Raw genomic sequence first — 17,693 nt, forward strand, 5'->3', positions numbered from 1 at the left:
CTGGAAGCCGATCCCGCACGTGCGACATTCTACGCGATCGGAGTCTTGGAGTTTTCGCCGGCCTGCTCGATCACGTATTTTGGAACGGCATAGCCCGGCAGCCGCGCCCGCAACTGGCCCATCAGCTGTTTGCCACGCCGGATGTCCACCCAGAAATGGCGGGCACCGCGGACGCGATCGAGTTGGTGCAGATAGTACGGCAGGACGCCCGAATCGACCAATTTCAACGACAGGTTTGCCAGTGCGTCGACCGAATCGTTGACCCCGGCCAGCAGCACGGCCTGATTCAGGACCGAGATCCCCGCACGCCTGATCCGGTCCAACGCCGCGACGACGTGAGAATCAATTTCTTGGGCGTGATTGCTGTGCACGACGACCCAGACGGCCAAGCGAGAACGGTCCAGCCGGTCGACAAGCTCTGCGGTCACCCGTTGCGGGATCGCGATCGGAAGCCGGGTGTGAATCCGCAGCCGGCGGACGTGGCTGATCGCTTCAATTTGTTCGACCAAGCCCGACAACACGTCATCGGTCAACGTCAACGGGTCGCCCCCGCTGAGCAGCACTTCCTCGATCGAATCATCGTCCCGGATGTACCGCAGGGCCGGCGCCCACGACTGTTTCCGCGATCCGTTTTCCAGGTAGGGGAATTCGCGTCGGAAACAATAGCGACAATGCACCGCACAGGCCCCGTGCGTGACGATCAGTGCGCGGCCGTCGTATTTGTGCAACAACCCGCCGCCTCGCTGTGCCTGCAGATCGCCGACGGGGTCGGATACAAACCCCGGCTGATCGCCGAGTTCGTCCGCGGTGGCCAGGACCTGGCGCAAAATCGGATCGCCCGGATCGCCGGGGGTGATTCGGGAAACAAGTTCCAGGGGCACGAACGTCGGGAACGCCTCCGCCCGCTCCGCCTGGGGGTCCGCCGCGATCCCCAGCACGCGGCGCAGCTCGCGTTGAGAGCGGATGGCGCGTTTCATCGCCTGCTGCCAGCCGACCGGGCGGGTGTTGGCGGCGGAGCAAGGGTCACCGTTTTTCTGCGGCGCGGCGGTGGACGAACAATCAGGGGGTGGCATGAATCCGTTCCCGGGGCGGTTTCTGGATGGTTCGAGAAAACTAGCTTCTACCCGGTCGGGACAAAACCGCCCCTGCTCGGTAAACTCTCGCCCCGATGGGAGTCATTGAAACTCCTGATCGCCCCCGCAGAAGTCTGTATCACGGAGCCGGACAAACCGATGGCAACTTACAACACCAGCGATTTCCGAAAAGGGCTGAAAGTCCAAATCGATGGAGAACCTTACCTGATGACGGACATGCAGTTCGTCAAGCCGGGCAAAGGCAACGCGCTTTACAAGTGCAAACTGAAGAACTTGATTCGGGGCACCACCCTGGACCGAACCTACAAAGGCGGCGATTCGTTGGAAGCCGCCGACGTTCAGACCACCGACGTGTCGTTCCTGTATCGCCAAGGTCAAGACTACGTCTTCATGCACCAGGAAACGTTCGAGCAATATGAAGTGCCCGAGAATGTCGCCGGAGACATTTGGAAGTACCTCAAGGACGGCATGATCTGCACGATGACGACGTACAACAGCAACCCGATCATCGTCGAACCGCCCACCATGGTCGAACTGGAAGTCACCGATTGTGCCCCCGGCGCCAAGGGCGACACCGCAACCAACGTGACCAAGCCGGCGATGGTCGAAACCGGTGCGGAGTTCATCGTTCCCGGATTCATCAAGACCGGCAATGTGATCAAAGTGGACACGCGGACGGGCGAGTACAGCGAACGCGTCAGCAACTAAATGGTCAACCCGCTCCTGCTGCCCGAACTTCGAGAGATGTTGGCCGAAAGCAATTCGGCCGAGCTGGTCGAGTTCTGCACGGCGCTCAATCCCGGACGGACCGCGGAGTTCATGGAGGGGCTCGATGACGTCGACCTGTGGTCGGTGTTGCAGTACGCGGATCTGGATCGGCGTGCGGAGATCTTCTCCTACTTCGACGAACAGCGACAAGTCGATCTGTTGCAAGGCCAGGAGCCGCGCGAAGTCGCCACGCTGGTGGACCGGATCGCATCGGACGACCGCGTCGACCTGATCCAGCAACTCTCCCCGGCACGCGTCAAGGCGATCTTGCCGCTGTTGCCGGTCGAAGACCGCCGCGACATCTTGCGACTGTGTTCCTACGAAGAGGGCACCGCCGGCGCGTTGATGACGTCCGAAGTCGCGATGCTCGCCGAGTCACTGACGGTCGCCGAGGCACTCAAGGAACTCGGCAAACAGGCCAGCGAGCTGGAAACCATCTACTACCTGTACGTCGTCGACAACGACAACCTGCTGCGGGGGATCGTGTCGACGCGGCAACTCGTTTCCTCGTTATCACATCCCGATCGAACGCTCGGGGAAATGATGGAAACCGATGTCATTGTCGCCGAAGTCGACGAAGACCAGGAATCGGTCGCCGAAAAAGTCGAGCGATTCAACTTGCTCGCGATCCCGGTCGTCGATTCGGGACGTCAGTTGTTGGGCATCATCACCCACGATGACGTGATCGATGTCGTTCGAGAAGAATTGACCGAAGACGCCCACCGAATCGCCGCCGTCGAACCGCTGGAACAAGACTACTTGCGGATCGGTTTGCTGAATCTGTCCTGGAAACGGGGCATCTGGCTGATCATCTTGTTCTTCGCCGCGCTGCTGACCGCGTTCGCGTTGGAACACTATCACGAAGAACTGCAAAACTATATCTGGCTGGTCTCGTTCATTCCCCTGATCATCAGCGCCGGCGGAAACTCGGGCAGCCAGTCGGCGACCCTGGTGATCACCGCGCTGACCGGCGGTCAATTGGAGTTGACGGATTGGCGCACCGTGATGCAGCGTGAAATCGTGGTGTCCTGCGTGCTGGGCGTTTTCCTTTCCACGATCGGCTATTCGGTCGCGATCTTCATGGCGCCGACACCCTTTGCCGCCTTGGTGATCCCGCTGACCTTGCTGGCCGTGATCATCGTCGGATGTTTCTTCGGCGCCGCACTGCCGCTGATCTTCCAGAAACTCGGCCTGGACCCCGCCATGATGAGCAACCCCTTCGTCGCCGGAATCGTCGACATCCTGGGGATCGTGATCTACATCAACATCGCGCGGGTCATGCTTTAAGCAACGCACGGAAGAAAAAGTGGGATAGGCTTCCAGCCTGTCGATGCTGAAATGACTCCCTGGAAGCCTATCCCACTGCAAGAGATCCGACACTTCTATTCCGCTCGTTGCTAAGCAACGAGCGTGCGTGCCCGCACACCAATTCTCAAGTCATTGCGCTGACGGTAAACTTCGGTTCGTTCAATTCTCCCCCCCCAACCGAACCGCAGCTGCCATGACGGATTATCGAACCGAACACGACTCCATGGGTGACGTTCAGGTGCCGGCCGACGCCTATTACGGCGCCCAGACCCAACGCGCCGTCGAAAACTTCCCGATCAGCGGGTGGCGACTGCCACAAACCATGATCAGCGCGATGGGCATGGTCAAACACGCCTGCGGTGTCGCCAACCGAGACCTCGGCAAGTTGACCGGCAGCGGCAAAAACCCGCTGACGGATTCACAAGTCGACGCCATGCTGGCCGCCGCCGAAGAAGTGATCGAAGGCAAACTGGCCGCCGAATTCCCGATCGACGTGTTCCAAACCGGAAGCGGTACCAGCAGCAACATGAACGTCAACGAAGTGATCAGCAATCGTGCGATCGAAATCGTCGGCGGTGATCGGATGGCGTTGGATAAAACGATCCACCCCAACGACCACGTCAACATGGGGCAGAGCACCAACGACACCTTCCCCACCGCGATCCATGTCGCCACCGCCGTCCAAATCCAGACCGCATTGATCCCGGCGCTGGAATCGCTACACGCGTCCTTGGTCACCAAGGCCAAAGCCTGGGACAAGGTGATGAAGATCGGACGCACCCACCTGATGGACGCCACCCCGCTGCGACTCGGTCAAGAGTTCGGCGGATTCGCCCGGCAAGTGGAATTGTCGATCACGCGGGCCAAAGTGGCGCGGGATGCCGTGTTGGAATTGCCCGTCGGCGGAACCGCGGTCGGCAGCGGAATCAACACCCACCCCGAATTCGGCGCCCGCGTCGCCGCCGCACTGCAACAGAGAACGGGCATCGCGTTCATCGACGCAGTCAACCATTTCGAAGCCAATGCCCAACGCGACGCCTTGGTTCAATCGCACGGCGAATTGAAGTGCATCGCACAAACGCTGTTCAACCTGGCCAACAACATTCGCTGGCTGGGCAGCGGTCCGCGCTGTGGATTTTATGAGGTGCAACTCCCCACGCGGCAGCCCGGCAGCTCGATCATGCCCGGAAAAGTCAATCCGGTGATGTGCGAGTCGATGATGCAATTGACCGCCCGCGTGATCGGCAACGACGCGACGATGACGATCAGCGGCGCCGCCGGCGGCAATTTCCAGCTCAACATCATGATGCCGGTGATGGCCCATACCGTGCTCGAATCGATCGCCCTGCTCAGCAGCGGTGCCAATGCGTTCGTCGAATTCTGTGTCGAGGAGATGCAGGCCAACGAGGAATCCTGCAACGCCGCGGTCGAACAAAGTCTGTCGATGTGCACCAGCTTGAATCCGTTGATCGGCTACGAACAGGCCGCGAAACTGGCCAAGGAAGCGTTCGCGAGCGGCCAGACGATCCGCGAGCTGTGCCTGGAAAAAGGGATCTTGGCCGAAGACGTACTGGCCGATGCGCTCGACCCGTGGAAGATGACCGAGCCGCAGGGCTGAGCGTTTCGCCGCTTGCGTTGTGCCCCCCGGATACGCTATCGCGATCCGGGGCTACTGTCTGTGATCCTCTGGGACGTCGATTGTATGACTGACGGATACCTAAGAAATACACTGGCTCCCCTCTCCCCAAAAAACGCCGAAGTCGCGAAGCGTCGAGAGTTTTTTGGGGAGAGGGGTTGGGGGTGAGGGGCAACACACCTGTGCCGCAATGGCATCGAGGACAGCCTCCCGGTCGTGTGCTCGACGACGAGCGATGTGGGTTCCAACGTCGATTCACCAGCCCCCTAGTATCTCGCCTGACTGGCAATTCCAGGCGATTTGATCATCGTTTGGGCTGTCGATGTTGGGTGGCTGCCTGCAGCGGTTTCCCAACACTGCTGTGTAGATCGTAATTTCCCCTAGGTGGTATTCAACGCCGTGGATGAGCTTGAGTCGCACAGCAGTTCGTTTTGAACCCGAACCGTCGCTTGATCGACCCAATCGCGTTATCGCATGTGGTCAGATCGTATTCACTAGGATGGGACTTAACTATGAAACAGAAGTACAACCGTGTCATTGGTATTGACGTCGCGTCAGACAAAATTGATGTCAATGACTCCGCAGGAAAGATTGCCAAACAATTGCCCAACACGATTTCAGCGATCAGCAAAAAGCTGTTCAAGAGAATCCAAGACACTGAAAATACATTGGTTGTCTGTGAAGCAACTGGCGGCTACGAATATCTGATTGTGGAGGCTGCTCACGACGCTGGTGTACCGATTTGCGTGGCCAACCCGAGGCAGGTCCGTGACTTTGCCAAAGGGCATGGCTATTTGGAGAAGACCGATGTGATCGATGCATTCATGATCCGCCGTTTTGGCGAAGATGTGGAAATCCATCTGACACCTCCTCGCACGGCGCAAGAGAAAGAATTTCTTTCAACAGTGCGGCGTCGAACCCAAGTGAAAGATTTGCTCTCCCAGGAGCAAAACCGACTCAGTCAAACCCGTGACAAGTTTGCCGCTCAACAAATCAAGGAAACGATTTCGCACCTGAAAAAGCAGCTAAAAAGCCTCGACAAACGCATCGAAAAGATGCTCAAGGACCTCAGTAAAGTCGATCCCAAAGTAGAAATCTTGTTCAGCGTCAGTGGAGTTGGTCCAGTCACCGCTGCGACACTCCTGGCCGAGCTGCCAGAACTGGGACAACTCAACCGAGGTCAAATTGCCAAACTTGTCGGTGTTGCTCCGTTGGCCAACCAAACAGGCAAGAGCGACAAGAAACGAAAGGTCCGAGGTGGACGTTCACAAGTCCGAAGCGTGCTCTACATGGCGACACTGGTTGCAACGAAACACAACCCAGTCATCAAACGTTTCTACGATCGGCTTATCGCCAAAGGTAAAATCAAAAAGTTAGCTTTGGTAGCGAGCATGCGCAAATTCCTGACGATTCTCAACAACATGATTCACTGCGGCGAATCATGGAAGAACCCTCAGGTCAATGCGAAGAAGGAGCAAAAGGCGACTACGGCACCGTCGCTAAACTAGGACCGTAGTCGCCATACGTGCTCGATGCGTCATTGACACACCGGCGACTGAGTTATCCCTGGCACGGTTGCATCTCTGCAGAGCCCTGTTGCGTTTCACCCAGCGGCTCAAGTTTACTGCTGCGCAACAATCGCGTCACCCAAATTTCCAAAAATCATTGAACACCGGCGCAATGCCTAAGAAAATCTCGGGGGTTCGGGGGCTGGCCCCTGACCACACTGGATCTCGGAATCGAAAAATCCAAGATTTTCGATCTGACCTCTTGCCACAATTTAAGACCGTCGCTCATCCCCAGCCCTTCTCCCCCACAAATCGACAAGCAAGCTTGTTAACGATTTGTGGGGGAGAAGGGTGCCCGTTTGTTATTAATTCCCCGTCGGTAATACAATCGACGTCCCGAGCCTTGGAACGAGCGCAAATTAGTGGGACAGGCCTCCAGCCTGTCGATGCCGGAATCGCAAGCTGGAAGCATACGCCACTTTCTAGGACCGCGATTCATCCTCCCGACGGTCCTTGGATCGTCGATTCGGTTCGTCCTCGCCAGGCGATCTGGTGTCCGGCGATGTGATTGGCGAATGCAATCCACTGCAGCACCACAAAAAACATCGTCGCCGGCACGTGGCACAACGCTCCGAACCACGATTGTCGCAGCCGCGCTGCCGCGACCAGTCGCGGCACGTGGGCCAACACCAGCGCCACCGTTGCAACCGCAATCGCGACCGGATTCTGATCCACCATCGAAACCACCAGGGCAACCAACGGCAGCACGCTGCAGCCGAGCAGCAAGACGCTGAACACGACGATCAGGCGCGGATTGGCGATCCCTTCGATCGCGTTCTTGAGCACCCCGCGAACCACCTCCGCCGCTCCACGGTACATCCGGCAATCCGCCAGCTCGGTCCCGTCGACCACGTCCGTCATGATGCCCGCCGATCGATACGCTCGCGGCAATTTCACTCCATCGTGCCGCGATTGCTTGATCGCTTCGTGCGTGCCGGCCGTGTTGTAGGCATCGCGTGTGGAAAGAAACAGTTGCCCGCAACCGGCGGCGAGACTGGCGTCGGCATGGGAGCGCATTCGCGAAAACGGCAGGTAGCACAATAAAATAAAATGCATCATCGGGATCAACCATTTCTCCGACCACGTCCCGGTGACTTGGTGGGGAAACGCGCTCAGCAGTCCGACGCCGGTTTGATCTTGGTACCGCATCAATCGCGATAACGCGTCGGGCTGTAAACGAACATCGGCGTCGATGAAGACAAATCGGTCGCTGGTGGCCGCATCAGCCAACTGCCGACAGGCGTGTTGCTTTCCGTTCCACCCGGTCGGCAACGGCCGGCCGCGAATCAGTCGCACGCGTTGGTCGGACTGGGCAATCCCGGTCACGATTTCGGCGGTGGAATCCGACGATTCATCATCGAGCACGATGACTTCGATCAAAACGTTGTCACTCGACAAGGCCGCTCGGATGCAATCGCCGATTCCGGACGCCTCGTCACGCGCGGGGACGAGTACCGACACTGGCGATGCCGAATTGGGATCCGTGTTGGAGGAAGGATCGTCATCAGTGCGGAGACATTGAAACAGCCGCAGGTTGGCCACGAACATCGCGGCTGGAAAGCTCGTCAACACCAACGCGACGATCGCCAGAAACAGGATCATTGAAATTGGTCTCCGTGACCGGCCTTGAAACTCTTGCCCGTCAGCATCGCTTTGACACGCCGACAGGAATCGTAAACCCAGCCACTTCCACTGGTGCCGCTGAGCAGGTTGTCGAACGGTTCACACGATCGCGAGATCGTCAATTCGGCCAGCCGTGTCTGGGCGTCGCGAAGCCCGCCGGCCAAGTGTTTGGCCCAGTCCGGCTTGGACCACTCCGGATGATCGCCCGTTCGCAAGGGCACGCCCAGCGAAACCAGGCAAACCGGCAACCGCTCCTCCCAAAACACATACTCCAATGCCAACGGCAGCGCAACGGCATGGTCCGACCGTTTACACAGGTGCGAAAGGCCGGGCATCAGTTCGGCGCCGTGGTCACGCACGTCGGCGAACCGACCTTCGGGAGTGATCCAGATGGCCGAGTCCGGTTGATTCAAGATGGAGACGCTCTTCTTAAGAAACGACGCGGCCCCCGATGTGCTGGAGAGTTTGACGCCGTAGAAGCCGAGTTTTTCAAAGACGCGGTATTGTTCCAGGGCATCGGCATCGATCGGGGCAAAGAAGTGACGCTGGGGAAACAGCGTCCGGTGCAGGAAATGCGCGATCAGCGGATCCCACCACGAAGGATGATTGGCGTAGACGATCAACGGCGCGTCGCTGGCAAAGTCGACCGCGGGGTGCGTCGAGCGATCGATGGCGATGGAATGAAAGTGACGACGGAGATAAGGTCGCAAGAAAGCGTGGAAGCCGCCCAGAAACCAGGCGGCCGATTTCTTGACCAGCAATTCGTCGCCCTGCGGTTCTCGCACACGAGCCTTCGTCATGGAGTCCGTTGGGGGCAATGGTGTCGGTGTGGTCAGGAGAACAGATTCAAGTTGTACTTGTTCGAAGCGGTGTCAGTTTGCCACCGCGGACATCCTGGTCCAGCGAATCCGCCGCAATCCAGCCGCTCATCATCACCATCGGCATGCCCGGACCGGGGTGTGCGGCGCCGCCGGCCAAGTACAGTCCGCTGAGATCTTTGCGTCGATTGCCCGGTTTGAACGCGCCCAAAAACTTGCCGTGGCTGGCCAGCCCATAGATCGCACCGTTGAGCACGCGATAGCGGTTGTGGATTCCTTCCGGCGTCAGCGCCGACTCGTGCACGATCGCATCGCGAATCCCCTTGGTCCCTGCGCAAGATTCCATCTTGTCGAGTATCACCTCGCGATACTCTGGCAGCATTTTTTTCCAATCATGATGCTCGCGCAGATACGGCGTGTGGACCAGGATGTACAACGACTCGCAACCCGGCGGCGCCACCTCGGGCTCGCTGATTGCCGGGGCACAAACATATGCGGTCGGGTCGGGAGCCGGTTCGCCGCGATCATAGATGTATTCAAACTCCGTCTCGGGGTCTTTGGAAAACACAAAGTTGTGGTGCAGCAGTTGCTCGTATCGTCGGTTCAGCCCCAAGTACAGCACGACGCCGCTGCAAGCCGGGGAATACCCGTTGCTCTTTTCAAACTTGGCCGATTGCGGCGTGTCTTGCAGCAGTTCGCGGTAGGTGCGGACGGCATCGCAGTTGCTGACCACCGCATCGCACGGCAGCGTCTCACCCGACGCCGTGATCACCCCGGTCACCCGATTGCCGCTGGTTTGAATCCTCATCACGTCGACGCCGGTGCGGACCTCGACTCCCAACTCAAGGGCCAGTTTGCAGAGCGCTTCGGGAACGGCGCGGGTTCCTCCGACCGGATACCAAATCCCTTCTTCGGTCTGCATGTGGGCGATGCTGCACAGCACGGCCGGTGACGCGTAGGGCGACGAACCGACGTACTGGGTGAAGTGGTCCATCATCTGGGCGACCCGGGAGTCGGGAACGTGCGACCGCACCACCGAGGCGACGCTTTTCCCCATCCTTAACGACAACACATCCTTGAGCACTTTCAACGAAAACGCTCCGCCGACGTCCATCGTGTCGCCCAGACCGCCGATCGATCGCCAGAAGAAAAATCGATCCGACACGCCGTGCAAGTGTTCGCTCAACTGGATGAATTTTTCATAGCCCTCCGAGTTCGCATCGCCGCCGGTGAACGATTTCAGCCGGGCTTTCATTTCGGGGGTGCTGGAAACCAAATCCAGGACCGTGTTTTCTTGGACCTTGCCGCCCTTGCCATCGCTTTCAAAGAAGCAGCGCCATTGCGGGTCCAGCGGCAAGATCTCCAAGTAATCTTCCAGCTTGCGATCGGCTTCGGCGAAGACGCGTTTCAGCACACTGGGCACGGTCAAGATCGTCGGCCCCATGTCGAATCGAAAGCCGTCGGCGCAGTGCTGAGCGGCTTTCCCCCCCACCCAATCGTTCTTGTCCAACAAGGTCACGCGATGTCCCCGAGCGGCCAACACGCAAGCACTCGACAAACCCGCCAAGCCGCTACCGACGACGATGACGTTCAAACTGTTGGAATCGGCTGCAATCATCTTTGATCTCGATGGGATGGGTACCCTGGACTATAGCCGGGGAGGAAGCCTTGGCCGCACACGCTGGTCGCTTACTTCTTTTTGACGCCCCCGACCATCCGCCGCAACCCGGCGAGTCGTTTTCGGATTCCGCCACCGTGCATGAGCTGCAAAACACCGTGTAGGATGCGTTGGTCGGATTCGGATCGGGGCCGCAAATGCGGCGCGATCGACCCGCGTCGCCGGCTGATCACCTTGGCCGCGGTCATCGCCAGCAAGCCTTCCGGTCCACGCGTCACCCCAAATCCACTTTGCCCCCGCCCGCCGAACGGCAATCGCGGGTCCGCCGTCGGTGCGATCAAGTCATTGACCGTGACGGTACCGACATTCAATCGGGTCGCCACGTCGGCCGCCGCCGAGTTCGGCCCAAACACGCCGGCGGCCAACCGGTACGGACAATCATTGACCAGCCGAATCGCATCATCGATGCCGTCGGCCGAGATCACCGACAGCACCGGCGCGAAAATGTCCGCCGATGCGATTTCGTGGTCTTCGGTGACTTGGTCCAACAACAACGGATACATCGTTCCCTCATCTCGCAGCCTGGTTTCGCAGTATCGCCCCGTCGAGTCGACGGCACCGGCCTCCAGCGCCAGCTCAATCTGGTCGGCGACCGAGTGACGGGCCGCCGGATGGACGGCTATCGCTGACAGATCAGCGAGTGTTTCCCGCAGCCTGTCAACAATCGCATCATGCTGGTCTCGTTGAACGATCAATCGCCTCGGCGCGATGCAGGTCGCACTGCCGTTGAAACTCACCCCAAACCGCAATGCGTCCATCAATCGCCGCTCGTCTACGTCCGGCAACGCGATCACGGCATCGCAGCCGCTGAGTTCCATGATGGAGGCGGATAACGTGTCCGCGGCGCCGTGCAACACCTTTCGCCCCGTCTCGGCCGCCCCCGTCAAGACAATCAGATCCATCCCATCGGCAATCGCGCCGACCGCGGCGGAGGTGTCTGAATCGAGCAACCCCAATTGGTCGGCCGGGACGCCGCAGGCATGAAAACACTCGACCAGGATTTGGGAGGCCTGTTCGGTACCGGCGGCCGGTTTCAGCTGGACCTGATTGCCGGCGGCGAGTGCCTGGGCCAGCTGAACTCCCGGCAACAGGAGCGGGTAGTTCCAGGTGCCGAGTACCAGCACTTTGCCCAGCGGGACGCGCTGCACGACCGAATGCACGCCGATCAGCCAGGCCGGCCGTCGCCACATCCCGACACGCCGTGACGCAAGGATTTTGGGGCCACGCTTTGCCAAGAACCGCAGCGCCGCGCAGAGCGGCAACAGCTCGCTGGTGATCGTTTCGACCGGATCGGTTCGTTGCGGCGACGCACAAGCCTGGATCAGTTCGTCCGACCGATCACAGAGGGCCGCGGCGACCGAGCCGACGATTTGGCATCGTTTTCTGGCAGAGAGTTGTTCCCACATGACGCCCACTGTAGCCGAACACGCCCTGGTGTTCGAAGGGTGTCGCCAAGTGGGGTAAGCATCCTGCTTGCCACCCACGCCGGCTCCGCCGGCGCGGGACGTCAATTCTATTACTGCAAGATTCATGGCTCCCTTGCTCCCCCACAAATCGTAACAAGCTTGCTTGTCGATTTGTGGGGGAGAAGGGCTGGGGATGAGCGACGGTCTTAAATTGTGGCAAGAGGTCAGATCGAAAATCTTGGATTTTTCGATTCCGAGATCCAGTGTGGTCAGGGGCCAGCCCCCGAACCCCCGAGATTTTCTTAGGCATTGCGCCGGTGTTCAATGATTTTTGGAAATTTGGGTGACGCGATTGTTGCGCAGCAGTAAACTTGAGCCGCTGGGTGAAACGCAACAGGGCTCTGCAGAGATGCAACCGTGCCAGGGATAACTCAGTCGCCGGTGTGTCAATGACGCATCGAGCACGTATGGCGACTACGGTCCTAGTTTAGCGACGGTGCCGTAGTCGCCTTTTGCTCCTTCTTCGCATTGACCTGAGGGTTCTTCCATGATTCGCCACAGTGAATCATGTTGTTGAGAATCGTCAGGAGTTTGCGCATGCTCGCTACCAAAGCTAACTTTTTGATTTTACCTTTGGCGATAAGCCGATCGTAGAAACGTTTGATGACTGGGTTGTGTTTCGTTGCAACCAGTGTCGCCATGTAGAGCACGCTTCGGACTTGTGAACGTCCACCTCGGACCTTTCGTTTCTTGTCGCTCTTGCCTGTTTGGTTGGCCAACGGAGCAACACCGACAAGTTTGGCAATTTGACCTCGGTTGAGTTGTCCCAGTTCTGGCAGCTCGGCCAGGAGTGTCGCAGCGGTGACTGGACCAACTCCACTGACGCTGAACAAGATTTCTACTTTGGGATCGACTTTACTGAGGTCCTTGAGCATCTTTTCGATGCGTTTGTCGAGGCTTTTTAGCTGCTTTTTCAGGTGCGAAATCGTTTCCTTGATTTGTTGAGCGGCAAACTTGTCACGGGTTTGACTGAGTCGGTTTTGCTCCTGGGAGAGCAAATCTTTCACTTGGGTTCGACGCCGCACTGTTGAAAGAAATTCTTTCTCTTGCGCCGTGCGAGGAGGTGTCAGATGGATTTCCACATCTTCGCCAAAACGGCGGATCATGAATGCATCGATCACATCGGTCTTCTCCAAATAGCCATGCCCTTTGGCAAAGTCACGGACCTGCCTCGGGTTGGCCACGCAAATCGGTACACCAGCGTCGTGAGCAGCCTCCACAATCAGATATTCGTAGCCGCCAGTTGCTTCACAGACAACCAATGTATTTTCAGTGTCTTGGATTCTCTTGAACAGCTTTTTGCTGATCGCTGAAATCGTGTTGGGCAATTGTTTGGCAATCTTTCCTGCGGAGTCATTGACATCAATTTTGTCTGACGCGACGTCAATACCAATGACACGGTTGTACTTCTGTTTCATAGTTAAGTCCCATCCTAGTGAATACGATCTGACCACATGCGATAACGCGATTGGGTCGATCAAGCGACGGTTCGGGTTCAAAACGAACTGCTGTGCGACTCAAGCTCATCCACGGCGTTGAATACCACCTAGGGGAAATTACGATCTACACAGCAGTGTTGGGAAACCGCTGCAGGCAGCCACCCAACATCGACAGCCCAAACGATGATCAAATCGCCTGGAATTGCCAGTCAGGCGAGATACTAGGGGGCTGGTGATCGGTTTTGCAGCCCACATCGATCGTCGCGGAAGTCGCTAAGCCTTTCGCAGCGCCGGCCCTCTCTGGCGTTTGCTTGCTGCGCAAACGCCGTCTCTCCCAGAGGGAGAGAATCTAAATCGGTTGCCAAATCCTACAGTAAAAGAATCGACGCCTCCCGCCGGCGCGTTCCGGAGGCGGAGCCTCCTAGACCGTGTGTTCCCAGGCGGAGCCTGGGAACAAGTCGAATCTTTCGTTACCGAGTCGCTTTGCCGCTTTGTGCGGCGGTGGCGATCTCTTTGGCGGCGACGAAGAAGTTGTCGACTTGGGCGGTATCCTTGAGTCGATCGAACTCCTTGGCCATCTCGGCGGCAAACTTCTTTTCCGTCAAGTCACGGACCAGTTCACCGCGAACCGCTTCGATGTCAGCGACGATCGGTTTGGTCCGCCCCTGGCACTTCATGACGATGTACTTGTCACCGGTCGCGATGATCCCGCTGAGTTCACCTTGCTTGAGAGCGAACGCTTGACGTTCGATCGTCGGCTGGCCGCTGTACTTGCGGATCGGCGGGACCTTGCCGCTATTGCTGGCCGAAACCGGTTCGATGCTGTACTGCTCGGCCAGGCGTCCGAAGAATTCTTCGGACGGGTTATCGCGGGCCATCTTCCAGACCTTTTGTGCGGTCCGTTGGTCGCTCAAGACACAGGCCAGGATTTCCACGCGGGGACCGAAATTCGATTCGAACCCCTGCTGCATGTCTTCTTCGGTGACGGCGACGCGATCTTCGACCAGCTTTTTCAGTGCAACACTGGGCCAAACGACGTCCTTGACGTAGATGTCGTAGGTCGTATCGCCGTCGCTGGTGACCGATTCGGTCCACGCCGCCAAATCGGCCGATCCATCGCTGCGGATGTAGCCGTAGCTTTTCGCCGCGCGGGCGATCTCGGCTTGCAAGTCCGCTTCGGCGACCGTCTTTTTGGCTTTGGAGAGGGCTTGGGTCAGCAGTTTTCGGTTGATTTCACCATCCAAGACGTCTTTGCCGTGTCGTTTCACGCACTCGGCGGCCAATTGGGCGAGGGTGATGCGTTGCTGATTCACGATCGCCGCGACTCCGGGGTACTGTTGCATCAACTCCGCGTTGCCGATGACTTTCACCAGGTTGGCATCGCGTTGCAATTTGGCGAACAGCTCGCTGGCGGCGCCCTTCATTTTCTGGTCACGAATACGGTCGCTGATCTGTTCGCGAATCGTCGGCATCGCGGTCATCGGCGGCGTGGTGGCCGGGATGCGTCGGACGGCTTGCAGAAAAATCCATTGATCGGCCAGTTGCATGACGGGGGAGATTTGGTCGTTGGCCAAGGCAAACGCGGCGTCTTCCAGGCGTGAGTCGCCGGTGTAACGTCGAATCGGAGGAATCAGACCGCCGACGCTGGCACTGACCTCGTCTTCGCTGTGCGCTTTGGCCAGTGCCCCGAAGGCGGCCGGCGTGGTGGTCGCTTGCTGATGCAACTGGCGTGCTTTTTGTTCGTCGGCGACCATGATCATGCGGCACTTGACCGCCTCGCCATACTGGGCCAAGTACGCGCGGTTGAATTCTTCGTCGGTCGGCTCCACCTGGTCGGCCACCAGTTTTCGCAGCGCCAACATCGGCCACACGATCTCGCGGCCGTATTGGCCCGGATCGATGTCGCGTTCTTCTTGCAGCAGCCCCAAATAGTCCGGCACGCTAAAGCCGAATTTGGTCGCCAAACGCTGGATTTCCTGCCCGACCTCGGCCTGAGTCACTTCCAGACCGCGGTCTTTGCAGGCCTGCAGAATCAGCTGGCGGTTGACGATCACGTTGTCCAACACCGTTTCGCCGTAACGTTCCAAGGTTGCCGTGGAAAGCATTTGGCGGGTGATCGGATCGGCGTTGACCACCGCGACCACCGAGTTGCTTTCCTGGGCGGCCGCTGGCCAAACGGGCACTGCCGCCGAGCAAACCAGGACGGCAGAGAAAACGAGGGCGGTGAAGGATCCTCGGACGGGAAAGGTTGAGCCAACGGCAAAACGGATGTTGCGTTGCCTATTCGTAGAAACCATGGCGATCACTCCTTTGAATCGTTCGCACGGGTCATGCGTTGCGGGAATCGACCCGGAAAACTACTCGGTCCGGTCGACTGACCCGCGAAAGTAGAAAAATTTCCGTTTCGACTCAAGCCGAATCCCGATCCTGCCGACACGCCGCCCTCCGGGTGGTAAGACTCGCGGTCACGCTCGACAATCAAGCACCGCACGGAAATCAAGTGGGATAGGCTTCCAGCCCGTCGATGCTGAAATGACTCTCTGGAAGCCTATCCCACTTCAAGAGAGACGACACTGGTATTCTGCTCGTTGCTCAGGCTGCATCACAGATCCGCTCGCGTCCCCATCGAATCCCCCCGCCAAAGACTCCCCGACAAAGACTCCCCGACGTGCAACGCCCCAACATCATCTTCATCATCACCGACCAGCAACGCTATGACACGATCGCGGCGCTGGGATCTCCGCACGTGCACACGCCCCACCTGGATCGGCTGGTCCGCGAAGGCGTCTCGTTTGATCAGTGCCACGTCTCCGCCGCGTCCTGTGCCGCCGCCCGAGCCAGCCTGTTCAAGGGATATTATCCGCACACGACCGGAATCCTCAAAAACGCCGATCGCTGGCGAAGGAGCTGGATCGAGCGGCTCAACGATGCAGGTTATTATTGTGCGAACGTCGGCAAAATGCACACGTGGCCGTTTCTGACCGAACTGGGCTTTCACGAGCGATTTGTCGTCGAAAACAAAGACCGCTACCTGGAAGGCCGCTACTTCTTTGACGAATGGGACAAGGCACTTCGCTTTCGCGGGCTGGTCAAGCAACAGCGCGAGCAATACCGCAAGCTTCCCGATTACCAATCGTCGCTCGGCGCGTTCGACTGGGAATTGCCCGAAGACACCCACCCGGACTTCTTCGTCGGGGACATGGCCAAATGGTGGATCGAGTCCACGCCCAAGAAAGATCCGCTGTTTTTGCAGATCGGGTTTCCGGGGCCGCACCCACCCTATGATCCGGTGCCGCGTTACGCCGAACGTTATCTGAATCAAGACTTGCCGCTGTTGCCGGTCACCCGAGAGGAACTGGACGGGCAACCTCCGGCGCTTCAGGAGTTGCGGGTTCACAATTCGCAGGTCGACCATGATTCGGTGCTGATGCCCTTGGACGTGACGCCCCAACAGCGTCAGCGCCAGCGGGCGTATTACTTGGCCAACGTGACGATGATTGACGAAAAGATCGGCCAGATCATGGCGGCACTCGAAGCCCGCGGGTACGCGGAAAATTCGATCGTGATTTTCACCAGCGACCACGGGGACTGCTTGACCGATCACGGACAAAGCCAAAAGTGGACGATGTACGAACAGATCACGCGCGTCCCGATGATCGTCTGGGCCCCCGGTCGGTTCGATCCAGGCCGGCGGGTCGCGGGGCTGGTCCAGCAAATGGACTTGGGGCCGACGATACTGGAGTGGGCCGGTGTGGACGTGCCCCCGGACCTGGAAGCCGTCTCATTGGCCGCCGCGCTGGAACAGCCGGACTCCTTCCATGGGCGACCGTTTGTGTACTGCGAACAGGTCAAAGATGCGGTGCTGACCGGTTGCGAATTCATGACGATGGTGCGCGACAAGACCCACAAGCTGGTCCACTTTCTCGACGAACCCCATGGGCAACTGTTTGATCTGGTCGCCGACCCCGACGAACGGCACAACCTCTGGGACGCCCCCTCGGCGGCATCTCACCAGAGACGCCTGCTGGACGAGTTGCGTGAATGGCGAATCCGCAGCGGCGTGCACACCAAAGATTGGTGCCGCGACCATCGCTAACGGTAGGCTGGACACCAACGGGCGCGTCAAAAAACCGGGGGGCCTCCAGCGGTGCGGGTACGAGCCGGCCTCGATTCTGCGTAGAATCACGCCTCGCAACCCTTGCACCTAACGCTGTGAAGCATTTTTTCCAGGTGTTGCTTGAGGTTTTAGCGGCAGGGCGCGAGCCCTCCGGTTCTTCCTCTCTGCCAAAACACCG

At 58.6% G+C, this 17,693-nt stretch carries 12 protein-coding genes; 5 read left to right on the top strand and 7 right to left on the bottom strand.

Features of this window, described 5'->3' with window-relative positions:
- Positions 1–29: 29 nt before the first annotated feature.
- A complete protein-coding gene (gene epmB / locus Enr13x_RS25815; protein WP_145389674.1) occupies positions 30–1,073 on the bottom strand; it encodes an EF-P beta-lysylation protein EpmB in 1,044 nt (347 codons plus the stop codon).
- A gap of 159 nt (positions 1,074–1,232) precedes the next feature.
- Here epmB and efp point away from each other — a divergent pair, with 159 nt between their 5' ends.
- From efp to Enr13x_RS25835, 4 genes are all read left to right on the top strand, one after another.
- On the top strand, positions 1,233–1,802 hold the full coding sequence (gene efp / locus Enr13x_RS25820) for an elongation factor P (RefSeq protein WP_145389675.1): 570 nt from the start codon (positions 1,233–1,235) through the stop codon (positions 1,800–1,802).
- The gene (gene mgtE, locus Enr13x_RS25825) at positions 1,803–3,149 is read left to right on the top strand and encodes a magnesium transporter (RefSeq protein ID WP_145389676.1); all 1,347 of its coding nucleotides are present in this window, start codon (positions 1,803–1,805) and stop codon (positions 3,147–3,149) included. It begins immediately after the preceding gene.
- A 214-nt stretch (positions 3,150–3,363) separates the two neighbouring features.
- A complete protein-coding gene (locus Enr13x_RS25830) occupies positions 3,364–4,788 on the top strand; it encodes a class II fumarate hydratase (protein WP_145389677.1) in 1,425 nt (474 codons plus the stop codon).
- Between the two features lie 530 nt (positions 4,789–5,318).
- Positions 5,319–6,314, top strand: coding sequence for an IS110 family RNA-guided transposase (locus Enr13x_RS25835; protein ID WP_145387615.1), 996 nt, complete (start codon positions 5,319–5,321; stop codon positions 6,312–6,314).
- 495 nt (positions 6,315–6,809) lie between these two features.
- On the opposite strand, the gene Enr13x_RS25840 is transcribed toward Enr13x_RS25835, so the two are convergent.
- From Enr13x_RS25840 to Enr13x_RS25865, 6 genes are all read right to left on the bottom strand, one after another.
- Positions 6,810–7,976, bottom strand: a complete 1,167-nt coding sequence (locus tag Enr13x_RS25840; RefSeq protein WP_145389678.1) for a glycosyltransferase — start codon at positions 7,974–7,976, stop codon at positions 6,810–6,812.
- On the bottom strand, positions 7,973–8,797 hold the full coding sequence (locus Enr13x_RS25845) for a lysophospholipid acyltransferase family protein (protein ID WP_145389679.1): 825 nt from the start codon (positions 8,795–8,797) through the stop codon (positions 7,973–7,975). The genes Enr13x_RS25840 and Enr13x_RS25845 overlap by 4 nt, the downstream gene beginning before the upstream one ends.
- Before the next feature lie 46 nt (positions 8,798–8,843).
- Positions 8,844–10,433: a phytoene desaturase family protein gene (locus tag Enr13x_RS25850; RefSeq protein WP_145389680.1), complete on the bottom strand. Its 1,590-nt coding sequence runs from the start codon at positions 10,431–10,433 to the stop codon at positions 8,844–8,846.
- Between the two features lie 71 nt (positions 10,434–10,504).
- Entirely contained in the window at positions 10,505–12,025 is a 1,521-nt protein-coding gene (locus Enr13x_RS25855; protein WP_231743788.1) for an aldehyde dehydrogenase family protein, read from the bottom strand.
- 356 nt (positions 12,026–12,381) lie between these two features.
- Entirely contained in the window at positions 12,382–13,377 is a 996-nt protein-coding gene (locus Enr13x_RS25860) for an IS110 family RNA-guided transposase (RefSeq protein WP_145385181.1), read from the bottom strand.
- 491 nt (positions 13,378–13,868) lie between these two features.
- On the bottom strand, positions 13,869–15,695 hold the full coding sequence (locus Enr13x_RS25865) for a peptidylprolyl isomerase (protein ID WP_145389681.1): 1,827 nt from the start codon (positions 15,693–15,695) through the stop codon (positions 13,869–13,871).
- A 371-nt stretch (positions 15,696–16,066) separates the two neighbouring features.
- Here Enr13x_RS25865 and Enr13x_RS25870 point away from each other — a divergent pair, with 371 nt between their 5' ends.
- The gene (locus Enr13x_RS25870; protein WP_145389742.1) at positions 16,067–17,494 is read left to right on the top strand and encodes a sulfatase family protein; all 1,428 of its coding nucleotides are present in this window, start codon (positions 16,067–16,069) and stop codon (positions 17,492–17,494) included.
- Positions 17,495–17,693: the final 199 nt, after the last annotated feature.

The sequence above is a fragment of the Stieleria neptunia genome, from assembly GCF_007754155.1.
Lineage (GTDB): Bacteria > Planctomycetota > Planctomycetia > Pirellulales > Pirellulaceae > Stieleria > Stieleria neptunia.